This window comes from Allobosea sp. Root670 (genome assembly GCF_001429415.1).
In the GTDB taxonomy this organism is placed as follows: Bacteria; Pseudomonadota; Alphaproteobacteria; order Rhizobiales; family Beijerinckiaceae; genus Allobosea; species Allobosea robiniae.
This window is the reverse complement of the sequence record NZ_LMJU01000001.1, coordinates 817866-833142: the sequence shown is the minus strand read 5'-3', so window position 1 is coordinate 833142 and position 15277 is coordinate 817866. Positions and strand designations below refer to the sequence as shown.

The window sequence follows — 15277 nt, the reverse complement described above, 5'->3', positions numbered from 1 at the left end:
AACTTAAAGGTTTGAAGACATGGATTTGTCGTCGGTTTCCATTGTCGACCCGCTTGTCTGGGGCAAGCTGGCCGAGATCATCCTGCTGAATATCGTGCTCTCGGGCGACAACGCCGTCGTCATCGCGCTCGCCTGCCGCGCGCTCGCTCCGGCGCAGCGCACCAAGGGCATCGCGCTCGGCGCCGGCGTCGCAGTGGTCTTGCGCGTCCTCTTCACGGTGCTGATCGCCTCGCTGCTCAACACGCCCTTCCTGCGCATTGTCGGCGCCGGCCTGCTGATCTGGATCGCGGTGAAGCTCATCGTCGAGGACGAAGGTCAGGACGAGGATTCGATCACCGCCAGCAGCAAGCTCTGGAAGGCGGTGCAGACGGTCGCCATCGCCGACATCGTCATGAGCCTCGACAACGTGCTGGCGATCGCTGCCGTCGCCAAGGATTCGATTCCCTTGCTGATCGCCGGTCTCGTCATCTCGATCCCGCTGATCGTGCTCGGCGCCTCGCTGATCACGAACCTGCTGACGCGCTTCCCGATCCTGGTCTGGGCGGGTGCGGCGCTGCTGGGCTGGGTCGCGGGCGAGATGTTCGAGAGCGACCCCTGGCTGATCGCCCGCTTCGGCGAGGAACTGCTCCACAAGCTGGAATACCCGGCCGCGATCCTGGGCGCCCTGCTCGTGGTCGGCCTCGGCTACCTCATCAAATCGCGCCGGCCCGATCCGGCCCACTGACCATCCGGCAAAAGGGCAAGAACAACGATGGATTTTTCCTCCTCCACCTTCTGGGTATCGCTGCTGCAGATCATCTGGATCGACCTGCTGCTCTCCGGCGACAACGCGATCGTCATCGCGCTCGCCTGCCGCTCGCTGCCGGAGAACCGCAGGAAGGTCGGCATCTGGCTCGGTGCCAGTGCGGCGGTCGGCCTGCGCATCCTCTTCGCGCTGGTCGTGACCTATCTGCTCGGCGTGCCCTATCTGAAGGTGATCGGCGGCATCCTGCTGTTCTGGATCGCGATCAAGCTCGCCGTCGGCGAGGAGGAGGCGCACGGTAACATCGAGGCGAGCGAAAGCCTCTGGAAGGCCGTGCGGACCATCGCCATCGCCGACGCGGTGATGAGCCTGGACAATGTCATCGCCATTGCCGCCGCCTCGCGTGGACATGTCGAGCTCTTCGTTTTCGGCCTGCTGCTCTCGATCCCGCTGATCATCATGGGCGCCCAGCTCCTGACCTCGATCATCGAGCGCTTCCCGATCCTGGTCTGGCTCGGCGCGGCGCTGCTCGGCTGGATCGCGGCCGAGATGATCCTCGGCGACATCGCGGTGCTGCGCTGGCTGCAGGCGAACTGGTCGACCTGGGTGGTGCCGGTTCCCACCGACGTCAGCCCGCTCGGCATCGGCCCGGCGAATGTGCCGCACTACGCGGCGGCGGTGATCGGCGCGGTCTTCGTCTGCATCGTCGGCTATGTCCTGAAGAAGAAGCCGGCCGACCAGCCGGGCTGAGCCTCAGGCTCAATCGAGAACGATCGCAGCGGCGGCCAGGACATCCTGGCCGCCGTTTTTCATGAGACGGAGCTCACCCTGGTGATCCGTCCCCGACAGTGGGTCGAAGACGTTGAAGCGCGTCTCTGACGGCAGCGAGACGCAAAAGCTCTCGGGTGGCCGGACGAAGCCGGTGCCGATTGCCTTCACATAGGCTTCCTTCGCGGCCCAGAGGCGGGCGAAGACGAGGGGGCGAATGGAGGGGGCGGTCGCTTCCAGAAACCGCTGCTCGTCCGGATGCAGCAGGTCGAGCGGCGCAATGGCCCTGGCCTCGACGCTTTCGACGTCCACCCCAAGCGGATGCCGTGCCAGACCGATGGCGACCCCTCCGGCTCGCGTCGCCAGCGAAACGTGAAGGCCTGGCGTTTCAGGAAGGGCAAGGAGCGGCCGGCCGGCCTTGTCGTGATCGATGACGACATCGTCTTCCCGGCAACCCAGCTGGCGCGCCAGCACCTGCCGCGCGGTGCCGCGCCGCAGCGCTGCGCGTTCGGTCAGGTTGCGCGGATTGACGCCCGTCCGGACGAGCCAGATCGCGGGCAGGGCAGGAGCGATGGCATCGGCGTTGTCGAACCAGTGCATGGCCCATCTGTAGTGCTCCCGCCGCATGCTGTCGCGTCCTGCGCGGAATTCATGCAGCCGCGCTGTTCATGCGCGTTGACGTTCAAGCGGGCTTTCCGCTTCTGGAGAGTGATGTCAGCCGAACCAAACACGCCGCCGGCCGCCGGGGAAGCGCCGATCACCGCAGCCGGAATGATGCTCGGACTGCGCAAGGTCTCCGTGCTGATGCCGGGCATCGTCGTCTTCGCCGTCGCCTTCGGCGCGGCCGCGGCTGCGAAGGGGCTCTCCCTGTTCGAGACCTTGCTGATGAGCGGTTTCGTCTATGCCGGCGTCGCGCAGCTGGTTTCGTTGGAGCTGTGGCGTCCCGAATGGACATGGGGCGCCATTGCCGGCATCGCCGTGGTCACCGCGACCGTCAATGCGCGCATGGTGCTGCAGGGCGCCTCGCTGCAACCCTGGTTCGCGAAATATCCCAAGGCGCTCAATGCCTTCCACCTCTTCTTCTTCACCGATGCCAACTGGCTGATCGGCACGCGCTACCGGGCCGAGGGCGGGCGCGATCTCGGCGTGCTGGTCGGCGCTGGCCTGGCGCTGTGGCTGGTCTGGGTCGTCGCGACCGGTGGCGGCTACATGCTCGGCGCGCTGGTCAGCGACCCGCGCCGCTACGGCATCGATCTGGTCATGCCGATCTTCTTCGCCGCGATGATCGTGCCGCTCTGGCGCGGCAAGCGCGGCATGGTGCCCTGGGTCGTCGCCGGCCTCGTTGCGCTGGTCACGGCCCGGCTGGTCGATGGCTACGCCTTCATCATCGTCGGTTCGCTTGCCGGCGCGATCACGGGGGCGTTCCGCGATGACGCTGCCTGACCTCGGCACCTGGGGGCCGCTCATCGCCATCACCGCGATGGCGGCGGCGACCTATCTCTGCCGCATCTCCGGCGTGGCCCTGATGAGCATCATCCCGCTGACGCCCCATGTCCGGCGCGGGCTCGCGGCCTTGCCGGGCTCGATCGTGGTGGCGACGGTGCTACCGCTCATCGAGCGACTGGGCTGGGCTGCGGCGCTCGCGCTTCTCGCGGCGGTCGGTACCATGATCCTGCGGCGCAGCGAGCTCCTGGCGCTGCTCGTCGGCATGGTCGCGATCTCCGGTCTGCGCGCGCTCGGCTACTGATCCATCACCCCTTCCGATTGCTTCCATCACATCCCGTCATCGCGATATGCGTCGCGGCATGTTGACGGCGGGCGGTAGGGGGAGGACGGTGCGGCTGAGTTAAATCGCCTATAATGGAGCGCCGTCATGGCATGGTATTCTCAGACGTGGACCTGGTTCGATGGCTCTTGGCATGAGGGCAATCCCGGCATCGTCGGTCCGCGCAGCCATGTGCTCTGGCAGGCCTCCTCGGTCTTCGATGGCGGCCGCTATTTCGACGGCGTCGCGCCGGATATCGACCTGCACGCCGCCCGCGTGAACCGCTCGGCCACCGCGCTCGGCCTGAAGCCGACCGTCGAGGCGGACTTCATCGTCGGCAAGATGTTTGAGGGCGTCAAGAAATTCGCGCCGGGCACGGCGATCTACGTCAAGCCGATGTATTGGGGCGAGGCCGATGGTCCCTCCACCATCATGGCAGATCCGGAATCGACCCAGTTCGCGCTCTGCCTGTTCGAGGCGGCGATGCCGCAGCCGACGGCCGGTTTCTCGGTGACCAAGGGCGCCTTCCGCCGCCCGAGCTACGAGACCGCCCCGACCGATGCCAAGGCAGGCTGCCTCTACCCGAACAATGCCCGCGTGCTGAAGGTGGCGAAGGCCGCCGGCTTCGATAACGCGCTGGTGCTCGACATGCAGGGCAATGTCGCGGAGACCGCGACCTCGAACATCTTCCTCGCCAAGGACGGCGTCGTGAAGACACCCGTGCCGAACGGCACCTTCCTGAACGGCATTACCCGCCAGCGCGTCATCAAGCTCATGCGCGAGAGCGGCATCCCGGTCGAGGAATGCAGCCTGCGCTACGAGGATTTCGAGCAGGCCGACGAGATCTTCATGTCCGGCAACTATTCCAAGTGCATGCCGGTGACCCGCATCGACAACCGCACGCTCCAGCCGGGCCCGCTCTTCCGTCGCGCCCGCGAGCTCTACATGGACTACGCCCACAGCAAGCCGAAGGCCGCCTGAGCCGGAAGGCCTGATCCATGGCGCGCCTCGCCACGCGACTGACCGAACGTCTCGGCATCGCCCACCCCATCCTGTCGGCGCCGATGGCGCTGGCAGGCGGCGGGGCGCTCGCCGCGGCGGTCACGCGTGCCGGCGGCCTCGGCCTGATCGGTGGGGGGTATGGCGACGCCGGCTGGATCGCGCAGGAATTCGCTGCCGCCGGCAATACGCAGGTCGGCTGCGGCTTCATCACCTGGTCGATGGCCAGGAAGCCTGAGCTGCTGACGCAGGCGCTGGCTCACAAGCCGGCCGCCCTGATGCTCTCCTTCGGCGATCCGCGCCCCTTCTCTGCGGAGATCGCAGCGGCGGGCGTGCCCCTGATCTGCCAGTGCCAGACGCTCGCCCATGTCCGTCAGGCCATCGAGGCCGGTGCCGCGATCATCGTTGCGCAGGGCACTGAAGCAGGCGGTCATGGTGCCAGCCGCGCGACGCTGCCCTTCGTGCCCGAGGTGGCTGACCTCATCGCTCGTGAAAGCCCTGATACGCTGCTTCTCGCTGCCGGAGGCGTAGCCGATGGGCGAGGGCTCGCCGCAGCGCTGATGCTCGGCGCCGATGGCGTGCTTGCCGGAACGCGCTTCTGGGCAAGCCGCGAGGCGATGGTCCATGAGCGTCATCATGCCGCTGCGATCGCCGCGACCGGCGACCAGACGGTGCGCTCCTCATTGCCGGACATCGCCCGCCAGCTTGATTGGCCGAAGCCCTTCGACATCCGCGTCTCCGCCAACGCCTTCATCGCCAACTGGGCCGGCCGCGACGCCGTGCTCAAGGACGCCATCGCCACCGAGGGGCCCGCTTATCGCGAGGCCTTCATGGCCGGCGATCCCGACAAGGCCGCCGTCATCTTCGGCGAGGCTGCCGGGTTGATCACGGATATCCCGAGCGCCGGTGAGATCGTCGAGCGCATGGTGGCGGAAGCTGCCGCGTTGCTCGGCGGGGCGCAGCGCTTCCTCGCCTGATCAGCGCAGCAACCTGAGCAGCCCCGTCGCCTTTAGCAACCCGCCGGCAAGCACGGCGTAGACGATTGCCGCGACGCCGGACACCAGCAGCACCGTCATCAGCAGCGGCTCGAAGGGCAGGGTGGCGGTGAGCTGGAGCGCCAGCGGCTTTCCCCACCAGGCCAGCAGGCCGCAGATCGCCGCCGCAGCGCAGACGATCGCCGCGAAGCCCGGCAGGCGCCGGTCCGGCTCGGTCCATCCGCGCCGCCTTGCCAGCACGAACAGCGTCAGCAGATTGACCCAGGCGCCGGCCGCGGTCGCGAGCGCCAGCCCCGGTGCGCCCCAGTCGCGCCAGAGCAGGAGCTTTAGCGCGAGGTTGCAGGCGATCGCCGCCAGCGCGATCAGCATCGGCGTCGTCGTGTCGCCGCGCGCCTGGAAGGCCGAGACCTGCGCGCGGATCATCACGATCGCCGGCAGGCCGAGCGCATAGGCGAAGAGCACGGCACCCGCCGCCGCGCTCGCCTGCGCATCGAAGGCGCCGCGCTGGAACAGGCCTGCGACCATCAATTCCGGTACGGCGACGAAAGCCGCGACGAAGGGCGCGCTGGCGACGAGCGAGATCGCGATGGCGCGGTTCTGCGCGCGGTTGGCCGCCGCATCGTCGCCCTTGGCGATGGCGCGGCTCATCGCCGAAAGCGCGACGGTGCCGACCGCGATGGCGATCAGCCCGAGCGGCAACTGGTAGAGCCGCTCGGCATAGTAGAGCGCCGCATAGCCGCCGCGCGGCAATAGCGAGGCGATGATCGTGTCGGCGAAGATCGAAATCTGCACGCCGGCCGAGCCGATTACGGCCGGCCCGAACATCTTGAGGAAGCGCCGGACCCCGGCATCCGCGCGCGGCCGCACCAGCTTGCTGGACACGCCGGCCCGCTTGGCCGCGACATAGAGCACGATCCATTGCGCCACGCCGGAGATCGCGACGCCCCAGGCCGCGGCATGGGCCGCGCTCGGAAACAGGAAGGGCACGGCCAGCGCGGCGACGATGAAGACATTGAGCAGGATCGGCGCAGCGGCGAAGGCGGCATAGCGCTCGACCGCATTGAGGGTCGCGCCGAGGAACGTGACCATGGTCACGAACAGCAGATAGGGGAAGGTGATCCGGGTCAGCGCGACCGCGAGCTCGAACACCGCCGGGTCCTTGGCGAAGCCCGGCGCCAGCAGCCTGACCAGCCAGGGCATCAGGGGCAAGGCGAGCGCCAGCAGCACGACCTGCACGATCAGTTGGACGGTGAAGAGCCGGTCGGCGAAGAGGCTGGCCGCTTCCGGCCCCTCCTTCTCGGCGATCTGGGCATAGGTCGGCACATAGGCCTGGTTGACGGCGCCTTCGCCGAAGATCGCCCGGAAATGATTGGGCAGCCGTAGCGCGACCGAAAAGGCGTCCATCGTCGCGCCCGCGCCCAGCACAGCCGCGAGCGCGATGTCGCGCACGAAGCCGGTGATGCGCGAGATCAGCGTGTAGCCGCCGACCGACAGGATGTTTCTGAGCATGAAGGCCTAGCGGATCAGCGGCGGCAGGGCGTCGCCGCGCGGGTGGTCGACGGTGCGGGCGTCGAAGCCGACGCGCTCGCCGATCAGATAGAGCGGCCGGCGCTTCACCTCCGCGAAGATGCGCCCGACATATTCCCCGATCATGCCGAGCGAGACGAGCTGGATGCCCGAGAAGAACATGATCGAGACGATCAGTGAGGGGAAGCCGGGCAGGTCGGTGCCGAAGAGCAGCGTCCGCAGCATGAAATAGACCGCCGACAGCGTTGCGATCACCGCGATGATCGCGCCTGACCAGGTCGCGATCTTCAGGGGTACGGTCGAGAAGGAGGACAAGCCGTCGAAAGCGAAGGAGAACAGCTTGCGGTATTTGAACTTGGACTGGCCGTGCTCGCGCTCGGCGACATGGAAGGGCACGCCGGCCGAGCGGAAACCGACCCAGGCATAGAGCCCTTTCGAGAAGCGGGCGCGCTCCGGCAGCGCCCGCAGGGCATCGACGGCTTTGCGGTCGAGCAGGCGGAAATCGCCGGCGCCTTCCGGCAGAGGGGTTTCGCCGAAATAGCCGAAGATGCGGTAGAACAGCTTGGCGAAGCCGCGCTTCATCCGGGTCTCGCCTTCGCGGTCGGTGCGCTGGCCGTAGACGTTGAGATAGCCCTCGCGCCATTTGGCGAGGAAGGCGGGAATGGTCTCCGGCGGATGCTGCAGGTCGGCGTCCATGATGATGACGGCATCGCCCAGCGCATGGTCGAGCCCGGCTGCGATCGCGATCTCCTTGCCGAAATTACGGCTGAACGAGACGGCGCTGATGCGCGGGTCGGCCGCATTTAGGTCGCGGATCACGGCAAGGGTCTCATCGCGGCTGCCATCGTCGACGAAGACGATTTCCCAGGACGCGACCTCCCCGGTGAGCGCCGTGCGCAGGCGCTCGACGAGCAGGGCGAGGTTATCGGCCTCGTTGTGCACGGGCACGACGATCGAGAGTTCGGGCCAGCGGGAGGCCCGAGGCGTACGCTGAACCGGCTGAGACCCGATATCCGTCACGAACGACCTTTCAAACTGCGGGTGCATACGCCTCTCCGGCGAGGCGCGACGCACAGAACCGCAAAGCTTGCCGGGCGACAAGTCCGGCACGGTAAAACTGCCCTGGTAAAACGCGCGACTTTATGGCGGTGCGTTCCCATCGGGAAGGCATCGCGCTATAGCGCGAGCCCGGTCAACGAGGGACGATACGCGCGATGGCGAAGGGCTTCATCCTGTGCGCCGATGATTTCGCCCTGACGGACGGCGTCAGCCGCGCCATCCTCGACCTTCTCGAACGTGGCAAGCTCACCGCGACCGGCGCGATGACCAATCGCCCGCATTGGCGCCGGCTGGCGCCGGAGCTCGCCGTCTTCGCGGGCGAGGCCGATCTCGGCCTGCATCTCAACCTCACCTGCGCGGCGCCGCTGTCAGCGATGCCACGGCTGGCGCCTGGCGGTGCCCTGCCGAAGCTGAAGGAGGTTGCGCGCGCAGCCTCGATGTCACCGGCGGCGCGGGCCGAGATCGCGACCGAGATCGCGTGCCAGCTCGATGCCTTCGAGGACGCGCTCGGCCGGCGGCCGGATTTCGTCGACGGTCACCAGCATGTGCATGTTCTGCCTGGCGTGCGGCGGGCGCTGCTCGATGCCCTGGCACGGCGCTATCCGGCGGGGGCGCTCTATGTGCGCGATCCGGCGGATCGTCTGGCCGCAATTCGCGCACGCGGCGTCGCGGTCGGCAAGGCGCTCGTCATCGCCGGTCTCGCCGCCGGCTTCCGCAGCGCGGCGCTGAAGCGGGGCCTGCGCGTCAATCGCGGCTTTTCCGGCGTGGCGCCCTTCGATCCGCAACGGGATTTCGCAGCGGATCTAGCCCGTTTCCTGATCGAGCCGGGGCCGCGCCATCTCGTCATGTGCCATCCAGGCTTCGTCGATGACGAGCTTGCCACGCTCGATCCGGTGGTCGCGCCACGGCCTGTCGAGCACGCCGCCATCGCTGCCTTCGTGCCGCCGCCCGGCTTGCCGCTGCGCCGCTTCGCCACCTTGGAGGACTGATCGCGAGACGGCGCGCCGCAAGCGATTTGTTTACCGGAACCGGCCATTGTGGCGTCGGGTTGGAGGCGCCGCTCTTCGCAGCAGTTTGCGCCGGTTCTGGAGATGGTCGGCTCGATGAAGGTGTTCAGGCGCGCAGCCGGCGCGGGAGAGCCGGCGCAGCCGGGCAGGCAGGCCCTTGGCTCACTCAGCCGGCAGATCGCAACCGCAGCCGTGGCGATCGTCGCTATCGCCATCGTCTTCGTGGTGCTGGCGATCGCCCGCTACAACGATGCCCGCACGCGCGCCGATCTCGATCAGAAGGTCACGGCGCTGACCTTGATGGTGGTCAACGCCGCGCCGTCCCTGATCCTGTCGCGGGACAACAACACGCTCGGTTCCATTCTCGCTTCGTTGCAGCGCGACCCCGATTTCGATGCCGGCATCGTCGGAGACGACATGGCCGCCCTGGCTTCTGCCGGGCGTACCGTGGAAGCGCGCCTGTCGCTGACGCCGCGCTGGCTGGCCGAGAGGCTAGGTGAAGAGCCTTGGAAGGCGCTGCAGGCGCGCACCGAGATCGAGGTCGAGGACGATGTCTATTTAACGAAGATTCACGCTGTTAGCGTCGGTAGCCAGCAGAAGCAGATCGGCTACGTCGCCTTGCGCTTCGACAAGACGCGCCTCGTGGCGCGTGCCGCCTGGGAGCAGTTCGTGACGATCGGGCTCGGCCTGCTGATCCTGCTGGTGCTCGGCCCGCTGCTCTGGCTCTCGTTGTCGCGGGCGATGCGGCCGCTGCGCAGCATGACGAAGGCGATCGTCAGCATTTCCGACGGCAATCTCTCGACGCCGATCGACGCGCTGGGCCGGCGTGACGAGATCGGCGCGATCGCGCGTGCGCTCGGCGTCCTCAAGATTCGTCTCGCCGAGCGGGCGACGCTCGAGCAGCAGCAGAGCGTGGCCGAGGTCGAACGGCGCTCGCGCCAGCAGGGCGTCGACCATGCGATCACCTCTTTCCGCAGCGAGGTCGGCCTGGCGCTCGAAGCGTTCAAGAGCAATGCCGAGCGGATGCGCGAGGCTTCCGACGGGCTTGCCCGCGTCGCCGCCGAATCGTCCGGGCGTGCCGCCCGCGCCGCCGACAATGCCCATGGTGCCTCGGGCAATGTCGAGAGTGCCGCGCAGGCTGCCGAAGAGATGGGCGCGGCCATCCGCGAGGTCGAGTTCCAGGTGCGCCGCGTCCGCACCGAGATCGTCGAGGCGGCTTCCGTCTCGCGCGATACCGCAGGCTCCGTGCAGGCGCTCGACGAGACTGCCCGCGCCATCGGCGAGGTGGTCAACCTGATCCGCGACATCGCTGCCCAGACCAACCTGCTCGCTCTCAATGCCACGATCGAGGCGGCGCGTGCCGGCGAGGCGGGCCGCGGCTTCGCCGTGGTGGCCTCCGAGGTCAAGTCGCTGGCGGCGCAGACCGCGGATGCGACCGACCGCATCGTGGCGCAGGTCGCCGCGATCCAGGGCGCGACCGGACAGGTCGTCGGGGCGATCCAGAACATCGCCGAGCGGATGAACGCCATCGAGAAATTCGCGAATTCGGTCGCGACCTCGATCGAGCAGCAGGCCATCGCGACCGGCGAGATCGCCAGCGGCGTCGCCATGGCCAGCACCTCGGCGCTCTCGGTCTCGAGCGATCTCAGCGTGCTCGCCGACAGCGTCGAGGAGACCGGGCGCTCGGCCGAGCAGGTGCGCGGCGCGGCCGGTGAGGTCGCCGACCAGGCCCAGCGTCTCGACTCGACCGTGGACCAGTTCCTGCGCAACGTCGCCGCCTGAGATGGCAGCCCCGCATCTGCGCAGCGGCACTTCGCGCCGCAGCGCCTGCGGGAAGACACCCGCGAATAAAAAAACGGGGCCGTGAGGCCCCGTTTTCGTATCCGGAAGACCGCCGAATTACTTCGCGGCGTCGAAGCGCTCGGCGACGTAGTCCCAGTTCACCAGGCTCTCCAGGAAGGCCTTGAGATAGTCGGGGCGACGGTTGCGGTAGTCGATGTAGTAGGAGTGCTCCCAGACGTCGACGCCGAGGATCGGGGTCGCGCCGTGGACGAGCGGGCTCTCGCCGTTCGGGGTCTTGCTGACGGCGAGCTTGCCGCCCTTGACCTCGAGCCAGGCCCAGCCCGAGCCGAACTGGCCGACGCCGGCGGCGACGAAGTCTTCCTTGAACTTGTCGACCGAGCCGAACGAATCGACGATCGCCTTTTCCAGCGCGCCCGGGATCTTGCCGCCGCCATTCGGCTTCATCCACTTCCAGAAATGGAGGTGGTTGTAGTGCTGGCCGGCATTGTTGAAGATCGCGGGGTTCTTGCCATAGGAGCCCTTGACGATCTCCTCCAGCGACTTGCCCTCGAACTCGGTGCCCTTGATGGCATTGTTGCCGTTGGTCACATAGGCGAGGTGATGCTTGTCGTGATGGTACTCGAGCGTCTCCTTCGACATGAAGGGCTGGAGCGCATCATGGGCGTAGGGAAGATCGGGAAGGGTAAAGGACATGAGGCCTCTCCTTGGGCTGTGAAATCGCTTGAAATGAGAATGGCCTGTACGGGACAGGCGGAGCCGCGGAGGCCCTGTCATTCCCTGCGATAGTTAAGCGCCTCCGCGCCGGTCGACAACCGCTGCCATCGCGAAAAGCATATGTCTTCTCGACAGGCCGCCACATTCGCGCCAGATTTCTCCCTCTAAGCGGTCCGGATTGGAAACTCTCTCTTATTCAATACGTTAGATAGTGACGCAAAGGCCGGCTCTGGTCCGGCCCTGCCAAGGATATCGATTTGATCGCGATTTTTACCATTCTGGGTCTGCTCCTGTTCGGTGGTGGCGCCTATGCCATCTATGACGGCTGGCCCTATCTGGTGCTGGAACGCGGCTTCACCGAAGTCATCATGGGCTCGATCGCGAGCAGCGCCGGTCTGATCATGCTCTCGCTCGCCTGGATCCTCAGGGAAGTCAGGACGACCCGGCGCGCGCTGGTCGAGGCGATCGAGCTTCGTTCGGCCATGCCGTTACCTGCGGCCTCGGCGGTGGAAGCCCCGCCCGTGTCGCTCCCGCGCGACGACGCCACCGCATTCGCGCGCTCCGTGGCCCCGGTTGCGATCGGCGCGGTCGCCGGTGCTGCGGCGACGAGCGCCGTAGCGCAGGCCCTGACCGGGCCCGAAGACGAAAACGCAACGTCTCCCGCCGAGGTGCCCGCTTCATCCGGGGACCGGGACCTGTTCGGCGCGCCCGTCGCGCATGACTTGCAGGAGCCGGAACCGGCTGCGGAGAACGAGCCCGAGGCGGCATCTGAAGCGGCACAGACCCAGGCTGAAGAAGCCGAGCCGCTGCCCGACATGTTCGAGGAGGCGCAGCCGACCGCGTCTCCCCAGCCGGTCGCCTTCGAAGCGGATGAGCATGAGCCGGCAGAGCCCGCTGCGGCCGATATCCAGCCGTTGGCCGATGAGGAAGCCTTCGCCGCGCATGACGCGCCGGTTCCCTTCGGCGACCGGCCTTCGGTCGAGCCGCCGGCCGACGAGCCCGCGGTGGATCCTGCCGAGGCGAGGGAGGCCATCGCGGCAGCCGGCGACGAAGCCGAGCGTGACGAGTTCAGCGCCCTGCGCGAGAGCCTGGCGGGCCACCTGAACGAGCCGGAGCCGGCAACCGGGCGCGTCGAGCCGTCCTTCTCGCAGGAGCCCGACCCCTTCGCCGAAGCCGAGACCTGGATGGACCGCGCTTTGCCGCGCCGGGAGCCCTGGCTCGATACGTCTCCCGCTGCCGAAGAGGTGTCCGCCGAAGTGCAGGCTCCGCTCTGGCCGCCGCGGACGGAGCCTCACGCCTTCGATGCACCGGCCGAGCCTGCGGCTGACGATGCCGAAACCGAGGCTGTTTCCGATGCCGTCGATCCGCCGCTTCAGGATGACGAATCCGACGCAGGGAACGTCGAGCCGGAATCGGCGTCCGAGCCCGTCGAGGCGGTCGAGCCGCAGGCTGAGGCGGCTTCGGCCGCGACCGACAGCCGTCCGGCCTCCGACGAGGGTATCGTGGGCGCCTATCAGGTCGGCGATGCGCATTTCACCATCTTCGCCGATGGCTCGATCCGGGCACGGACCCCCGATGGCGAATACAGCTTCGCCTCGATGGACGAGCTGAAGGTTTATCTCGCCAGCGAGAAGAGCCGGCTGGGCGTCTGATCAGGCGCCCTTTGCCGCGTCCCAGCCTTCGCCCACCGTATGGATGGCGAAGGCATAGGCCAGGGCGGTCTCCTTCAGCGAGTCGAAGCGCCCGGCCGACCCGGCATGGCCGGCTTCCATGTTGGTGTGCAGCAGGACCGGCCCACCGCCGGTCATGGTGGCGCGCAGGCGCGCAACCCATTTCGCCGGCTCCCAATAGGTCACCCGCGGATCGGTCAGCCCGGCCATGGCGAGGATCGGCGGATAGGCCTGTGCCGTGACATTGTCATAAGGCGAATAGCTGCGGATGGTCTCGAAGGCCTTCACGTCGCGGATCGGGTCGCCCCATTCCGGCCATTCCGGCGGCGTCAGCGGCAGGGTGTCGTCCAGGATCGTGTTGAGCACATCGACGAAGGGCACCTCCGCGACGATGCCGGCGAAGAGTTCGGGGGCCATGTTGGCGACCGCGCCCATCAGCATCCCGCCGGCGCTGCCGCCTTCGGCGACGATGCGGCCGCGCTGGGTGAAACCGGCATCGGCCAGCGCCCCGGCGGCGGCGATGAAATCGGTGAAGGTGTTGCGCTTGTTCTCGCGCTTGCCGTCGAGATACCAGCGCCAGCCCTTGTCGGTGCCGCCCCGCACATGCGCAATCGCATAGACGAAGCCGCGATCGACCAGGCTGAGCGGCCGCGTCCGGAACGAGGCTGACATCGCGGAGCCGTAGGAACCGTAGCCGTAGAGCAGGCAGGGCGCGCTGCCGTCGAGCTTAAGATCGGTCCGGTGCAGGATCGAGATCGGCATGCGCGCGCCGTCCGAGGCGGTGGCGAAGATCCGGCGCACCTTGTAGCGGTCCGGATCATGGCCTGACGGCACCTCCTGCCGCTTCAGCAAGGTTCGCGCGCCGGTGGCAAGGTCGTAGTCATAGGTTTCGGCCGGCCGCGCCATCGAGGCATAGATGAAGCGCAGCGTATCGGTCTCGAACTCGTAGCCCGCATCCATGCCCAGCCCATAGGCTTCCTCGTCGAAGGCGATGCTGCGCTCTGCGCCATCGGCGAAATCGCGGATGACGATGCGCGGCAGCCCGTCCTCGCGCTCCAGCCGGATCAGCCGCCCCTTCAGGCAGACATGATCGAGGATGAGGCGGCCCGGCTTGTGCGCGATCAGGTCGCGCCAGTTCGCCGGAGCGGGCGTGTCGACGGGGGCTGTGACGATCTTGAAGTCCTCGGCGCCACCGGCATTGGTCAGGACCGCGAAGACGTCGCCGTGGTGCTCCAGGCTGTACTGGCGCCCCGGCTCGCGCTCCGCGACGAGGACGGGCTTCGCCTCCGGCCGGTCCAGGTCGAGGATGCGCGTCTCCGAGGTCTCGTGATCGCCAACCGTGATCAGCAGGAAACGCCCGGACTGGGTCTTGTCGATATCGACGAACATGCCGGCATCGGCTTCGTCATGCAGCAACGCGTCCAGCTCGGCCGGCTCGCCGAGCCGGTGGCGCTTCACCCGCGACGGGCGGTGATCGTCATCGAGCGCGACATAGAAGAACGAGCGGGAATCGCTGGCCCAGATGATCTCGCCGGTCGTGTCCTTGACGAGGTCCGGCAGATCGTCCCCGCTCTCCAGGTCCTTGACGTGGATCGTATGCAGTTCCGAGCCGGCTTCGTCGGCGCTCCAGGCGAGCAGGCGATGATCCGGGCTATGCGCGGCATCGCCGAGATCGAAGAAATCCTTGTCTTCAGCAAGGGCATCGGCATCGAGCATGATCTGCTCGCCCGCCCGGCCGGTCTTTCCCGCCATGCTGCGCGGCTTGCGGCAGATCAACGGATGCTCGGCTCCCTTGCGGTAGCGAGAATAGTATAGGAACGGCCCGTCCGGCTGCGGGACGCTCGCATCGTCCTCCTTGATCCGGCCGCGCATCTCCTTGACCAGTTCCTTCTGCAATGCGCGCGTTGGCGCCATCAAGGCCTTGCAAAAAGTGTTCTCGGCTTCGAGATAGCTGCGGATATCGGCCGGCAGGACGTCGGGTTCCCGCAGCACATCCTTCCAGTTGCCCGCGCGCAGCCAGCCATAGTCGTCGCGCAAGGTGACGCCGTGGACCTGCGTTTCCGCGGTCCGGATCTCGGCGCGCGGCGGCGGGGGTATCCGGCGGGACCTGCGTGGCGCGGCGCTTGGGGAGTGGCGATCCTGATCCAGGCGCATGACGATCTCCGATCTGGGGCGCTGACACGTAGAGGCGGCGGGATCAGCTTGCAAGACATCGAGGCCATCTGCGG

Annotated in this window: 14 protein-coding genes; 9 read left to right on the top strand and 5 right to left on the bottom strand. The window is 67.4% G+C overall.

From position 1 onward, the window contains the following. The first annotated feature begins 19 nt into the window (after positions 1 to 19). Positions 20 to 724, top strand: a complete 705-nt coding sequence (locus tag ASE61_RS03805; protein WP_061964749.1) for a TerC family protein — start codon at positions 20 to 22, stop codon at positions 722 to 724. 27 nt (positions 725 to 751) lie between these two features. Next, positions 752 to 1492 carry a TerC family protein gene (locus ASE61_RS03800; protein ID WP_061964747.1) on the top strand — a complete coding sequence of 247 codons (741 nt, stop codon included), beginning with the start codon at positions 752 to 754 and terminating at the stop codon, positions 1490 to 1492. 9 nt (positions 1493 to 1501) lie between these two features. On the opposite strand, the gene ASE61_RS03795 is transcribed toward ASE61_RS03800, so the two are convergent. Then, positions 1502 to 2110: a 4'-phosphopantetheinyl transferase family protein gene (locus ASE61_RS03795; RefSeq protein WP_061964745.1), complete on the bottom strand. Its 609-nt coding sequence runs from the start codon at positions 2108 to 2110 to the stop codon at positions 1502 to 1504. Positions 2111 to 2221: 111 nt separating this feature from the next. Between ASE61_RS03795 and ASE61_RS03790 the strand changes: the two genes are divergently transcribed. The 4 genes from ASE61_RS03790 to ASE61_RS03775 all read left to right on the top strand — a co-directional run bounded on the left by ASE61_RS03790 (position 2222) and on the right by ASE61_RS03775 (position 5251). Further along, the gene (locus ASE61_RS03790; protein ID WP_061964743.1) at positions 2222 to 2953 is read left to right on the top strand and encodes an AzlC family ABC transporter permease; all 732 of its coding nucleotides are present in this window, start codon (positions 2222 to 2224) and stop codon (positions 2951 to 2953) included. Next, positions 2940 to 3257 (top strand): AzlD family protein, encoded by a 318-nt coding sequence (locus ASE61_RS03785; protein ID WP_061964741.1) that lies wholly within the window; start codon positions 2940 to 2942, stop codon positions 3255 to 3257. The genes ASE61_RS03790 and ASE61_RS03785 overlap by 14 nt, the downstream gene beginning before the upstream one ends. 126 nt (positions 3258 to 3383) lie before the next feature. Next, positions 3384 to 4256, top strand: a complete 873-nt coding sequence (locus ASE61_RS03780) for a branched-chain amino acid aminotransferase (RefSeq protein ID WP_061964739.1) — start codon at positions 3384 to 3386, stop codon at positions 4254 to 4256. A 17-nt stretch (positions 4257 to 4273) separates the two neighbouring features. Then, the gene (locus ASE61_RS03775; protein WP_061964737.1) at positions 4274 to 5251 is read left to right on the top strand and encodes an NAD(P)H-dependent flavin oxidoreductase; all 978 of its coding nucleotides are present in this window, start codon (positions 4274 to 4276) and stop codon (positions 5249 to 5251) included. On the opposite strand, the gene murJ is transcribed toward ASE61_RS03775, so the two are convergent. Together murJ and ASE61_RS03765 are read right to left on the bottom strand one after the other, a co-directional pair. Continuing rightward, positions 5252 to 6778: a murein biosynthesis integral membrane protein MurJ gene (murJ, locus tag ASE61_RS03770; protein WP_061964735.1), complete on the bottom strand. Its 1527-nt coding sequence runs from the start codon at positions 6776 to 6778 to the stop codon at positions 5252 to 5254. A 6-nt stretch (positions 6779 to 6784) separates the two neighbouring features. Continuing rightward, on the bottom strand, positions 6785 to 7816 hold the full coding sequence (locus ASE61_RS03765) for a glycosyltransferase family 2 protein (protein ID WP_244492697.1): 1032 nt from the start codon (positions 7814 to 7816) through the stop codon (positions 6785 to 6787). Between the two features lie 194 nt (positions 7817 to 8010). Here ASE61_RS03765 and ASE61_RS03760 point away from each other — a divergent pair, with 194 nt between their 5' ends. Both ASE61_RS03760 and ASE61_RS03755 read left to right on the top strand, forming a co-directional pair. Further along, positions 8011 to 8844, top strand: coding sequence for a ChbG/HpnK family deacetylase (locus tag ASE61_RS03760; protein ID WP_061964733.1), 834 nt, complete (start codon positions 8011 to 8013; stop codon positions 8842 to 8844). Between the two features lie 114 nt (positions 8845 to 8958). Then, positions 8959 to 10644 carry a methyl-accepting chemotaxis protein gene (locus tag ASE61_RS03755; RefSeq protein ID WP_162260060.1) on the top strand — a complete coding sequence of 562 codons (1686 nt, stop codon included), beginning with the start codon at positions 8959 to 8961 and terminating at the stop codon, positions 10642 to 10644. Positions 10645 to 10761: 117 nt separating this feature from the next. On the opposite strand, the gene ASE61_RS03750 is transcribed toward ASE61_RS03755, so the two are convergent. After that, a complete protein-coding gene (locus ASE61_RS03750) occupies positions 10762 to 11358 on the bottom strand; it encodes a superoxide dismutase (protein WP_061964729.1) in 597 nt (198 codons plus the stop codon). Between the two features lie 278 nt (positions 11359 to 11636). On the opposite strand from ASE61_RS03750, the gene ASE61_RS03745 reads away from it, so the two are divergent. Beyond that, positions 11637 to 13031 (top strand): hypothetical protein, encoded by a 1395-nt coding sequence (locus ASE61_RS03745; protein WP_061964727.1) that lies wholly within the window; start codon positions 11637 to 11639, stop codon positions 13029 to 13031. On the opposite strand, the gene ASE61_RS03740 is transcribed toward ASE61_RS03745, so the two are convergent. Further along, a complete protein-coding gene (locus ASE61_RS03740) occupies positions 13032 to 15203 on the bottom strand; it encodes a S9 family peptidase (protein ID WP_082617061.1) in 2172 nt (723 codons plus the stop codon). Between the last annotated feature and the right edge of the window lie 74 nt (positions 15204 to 15277).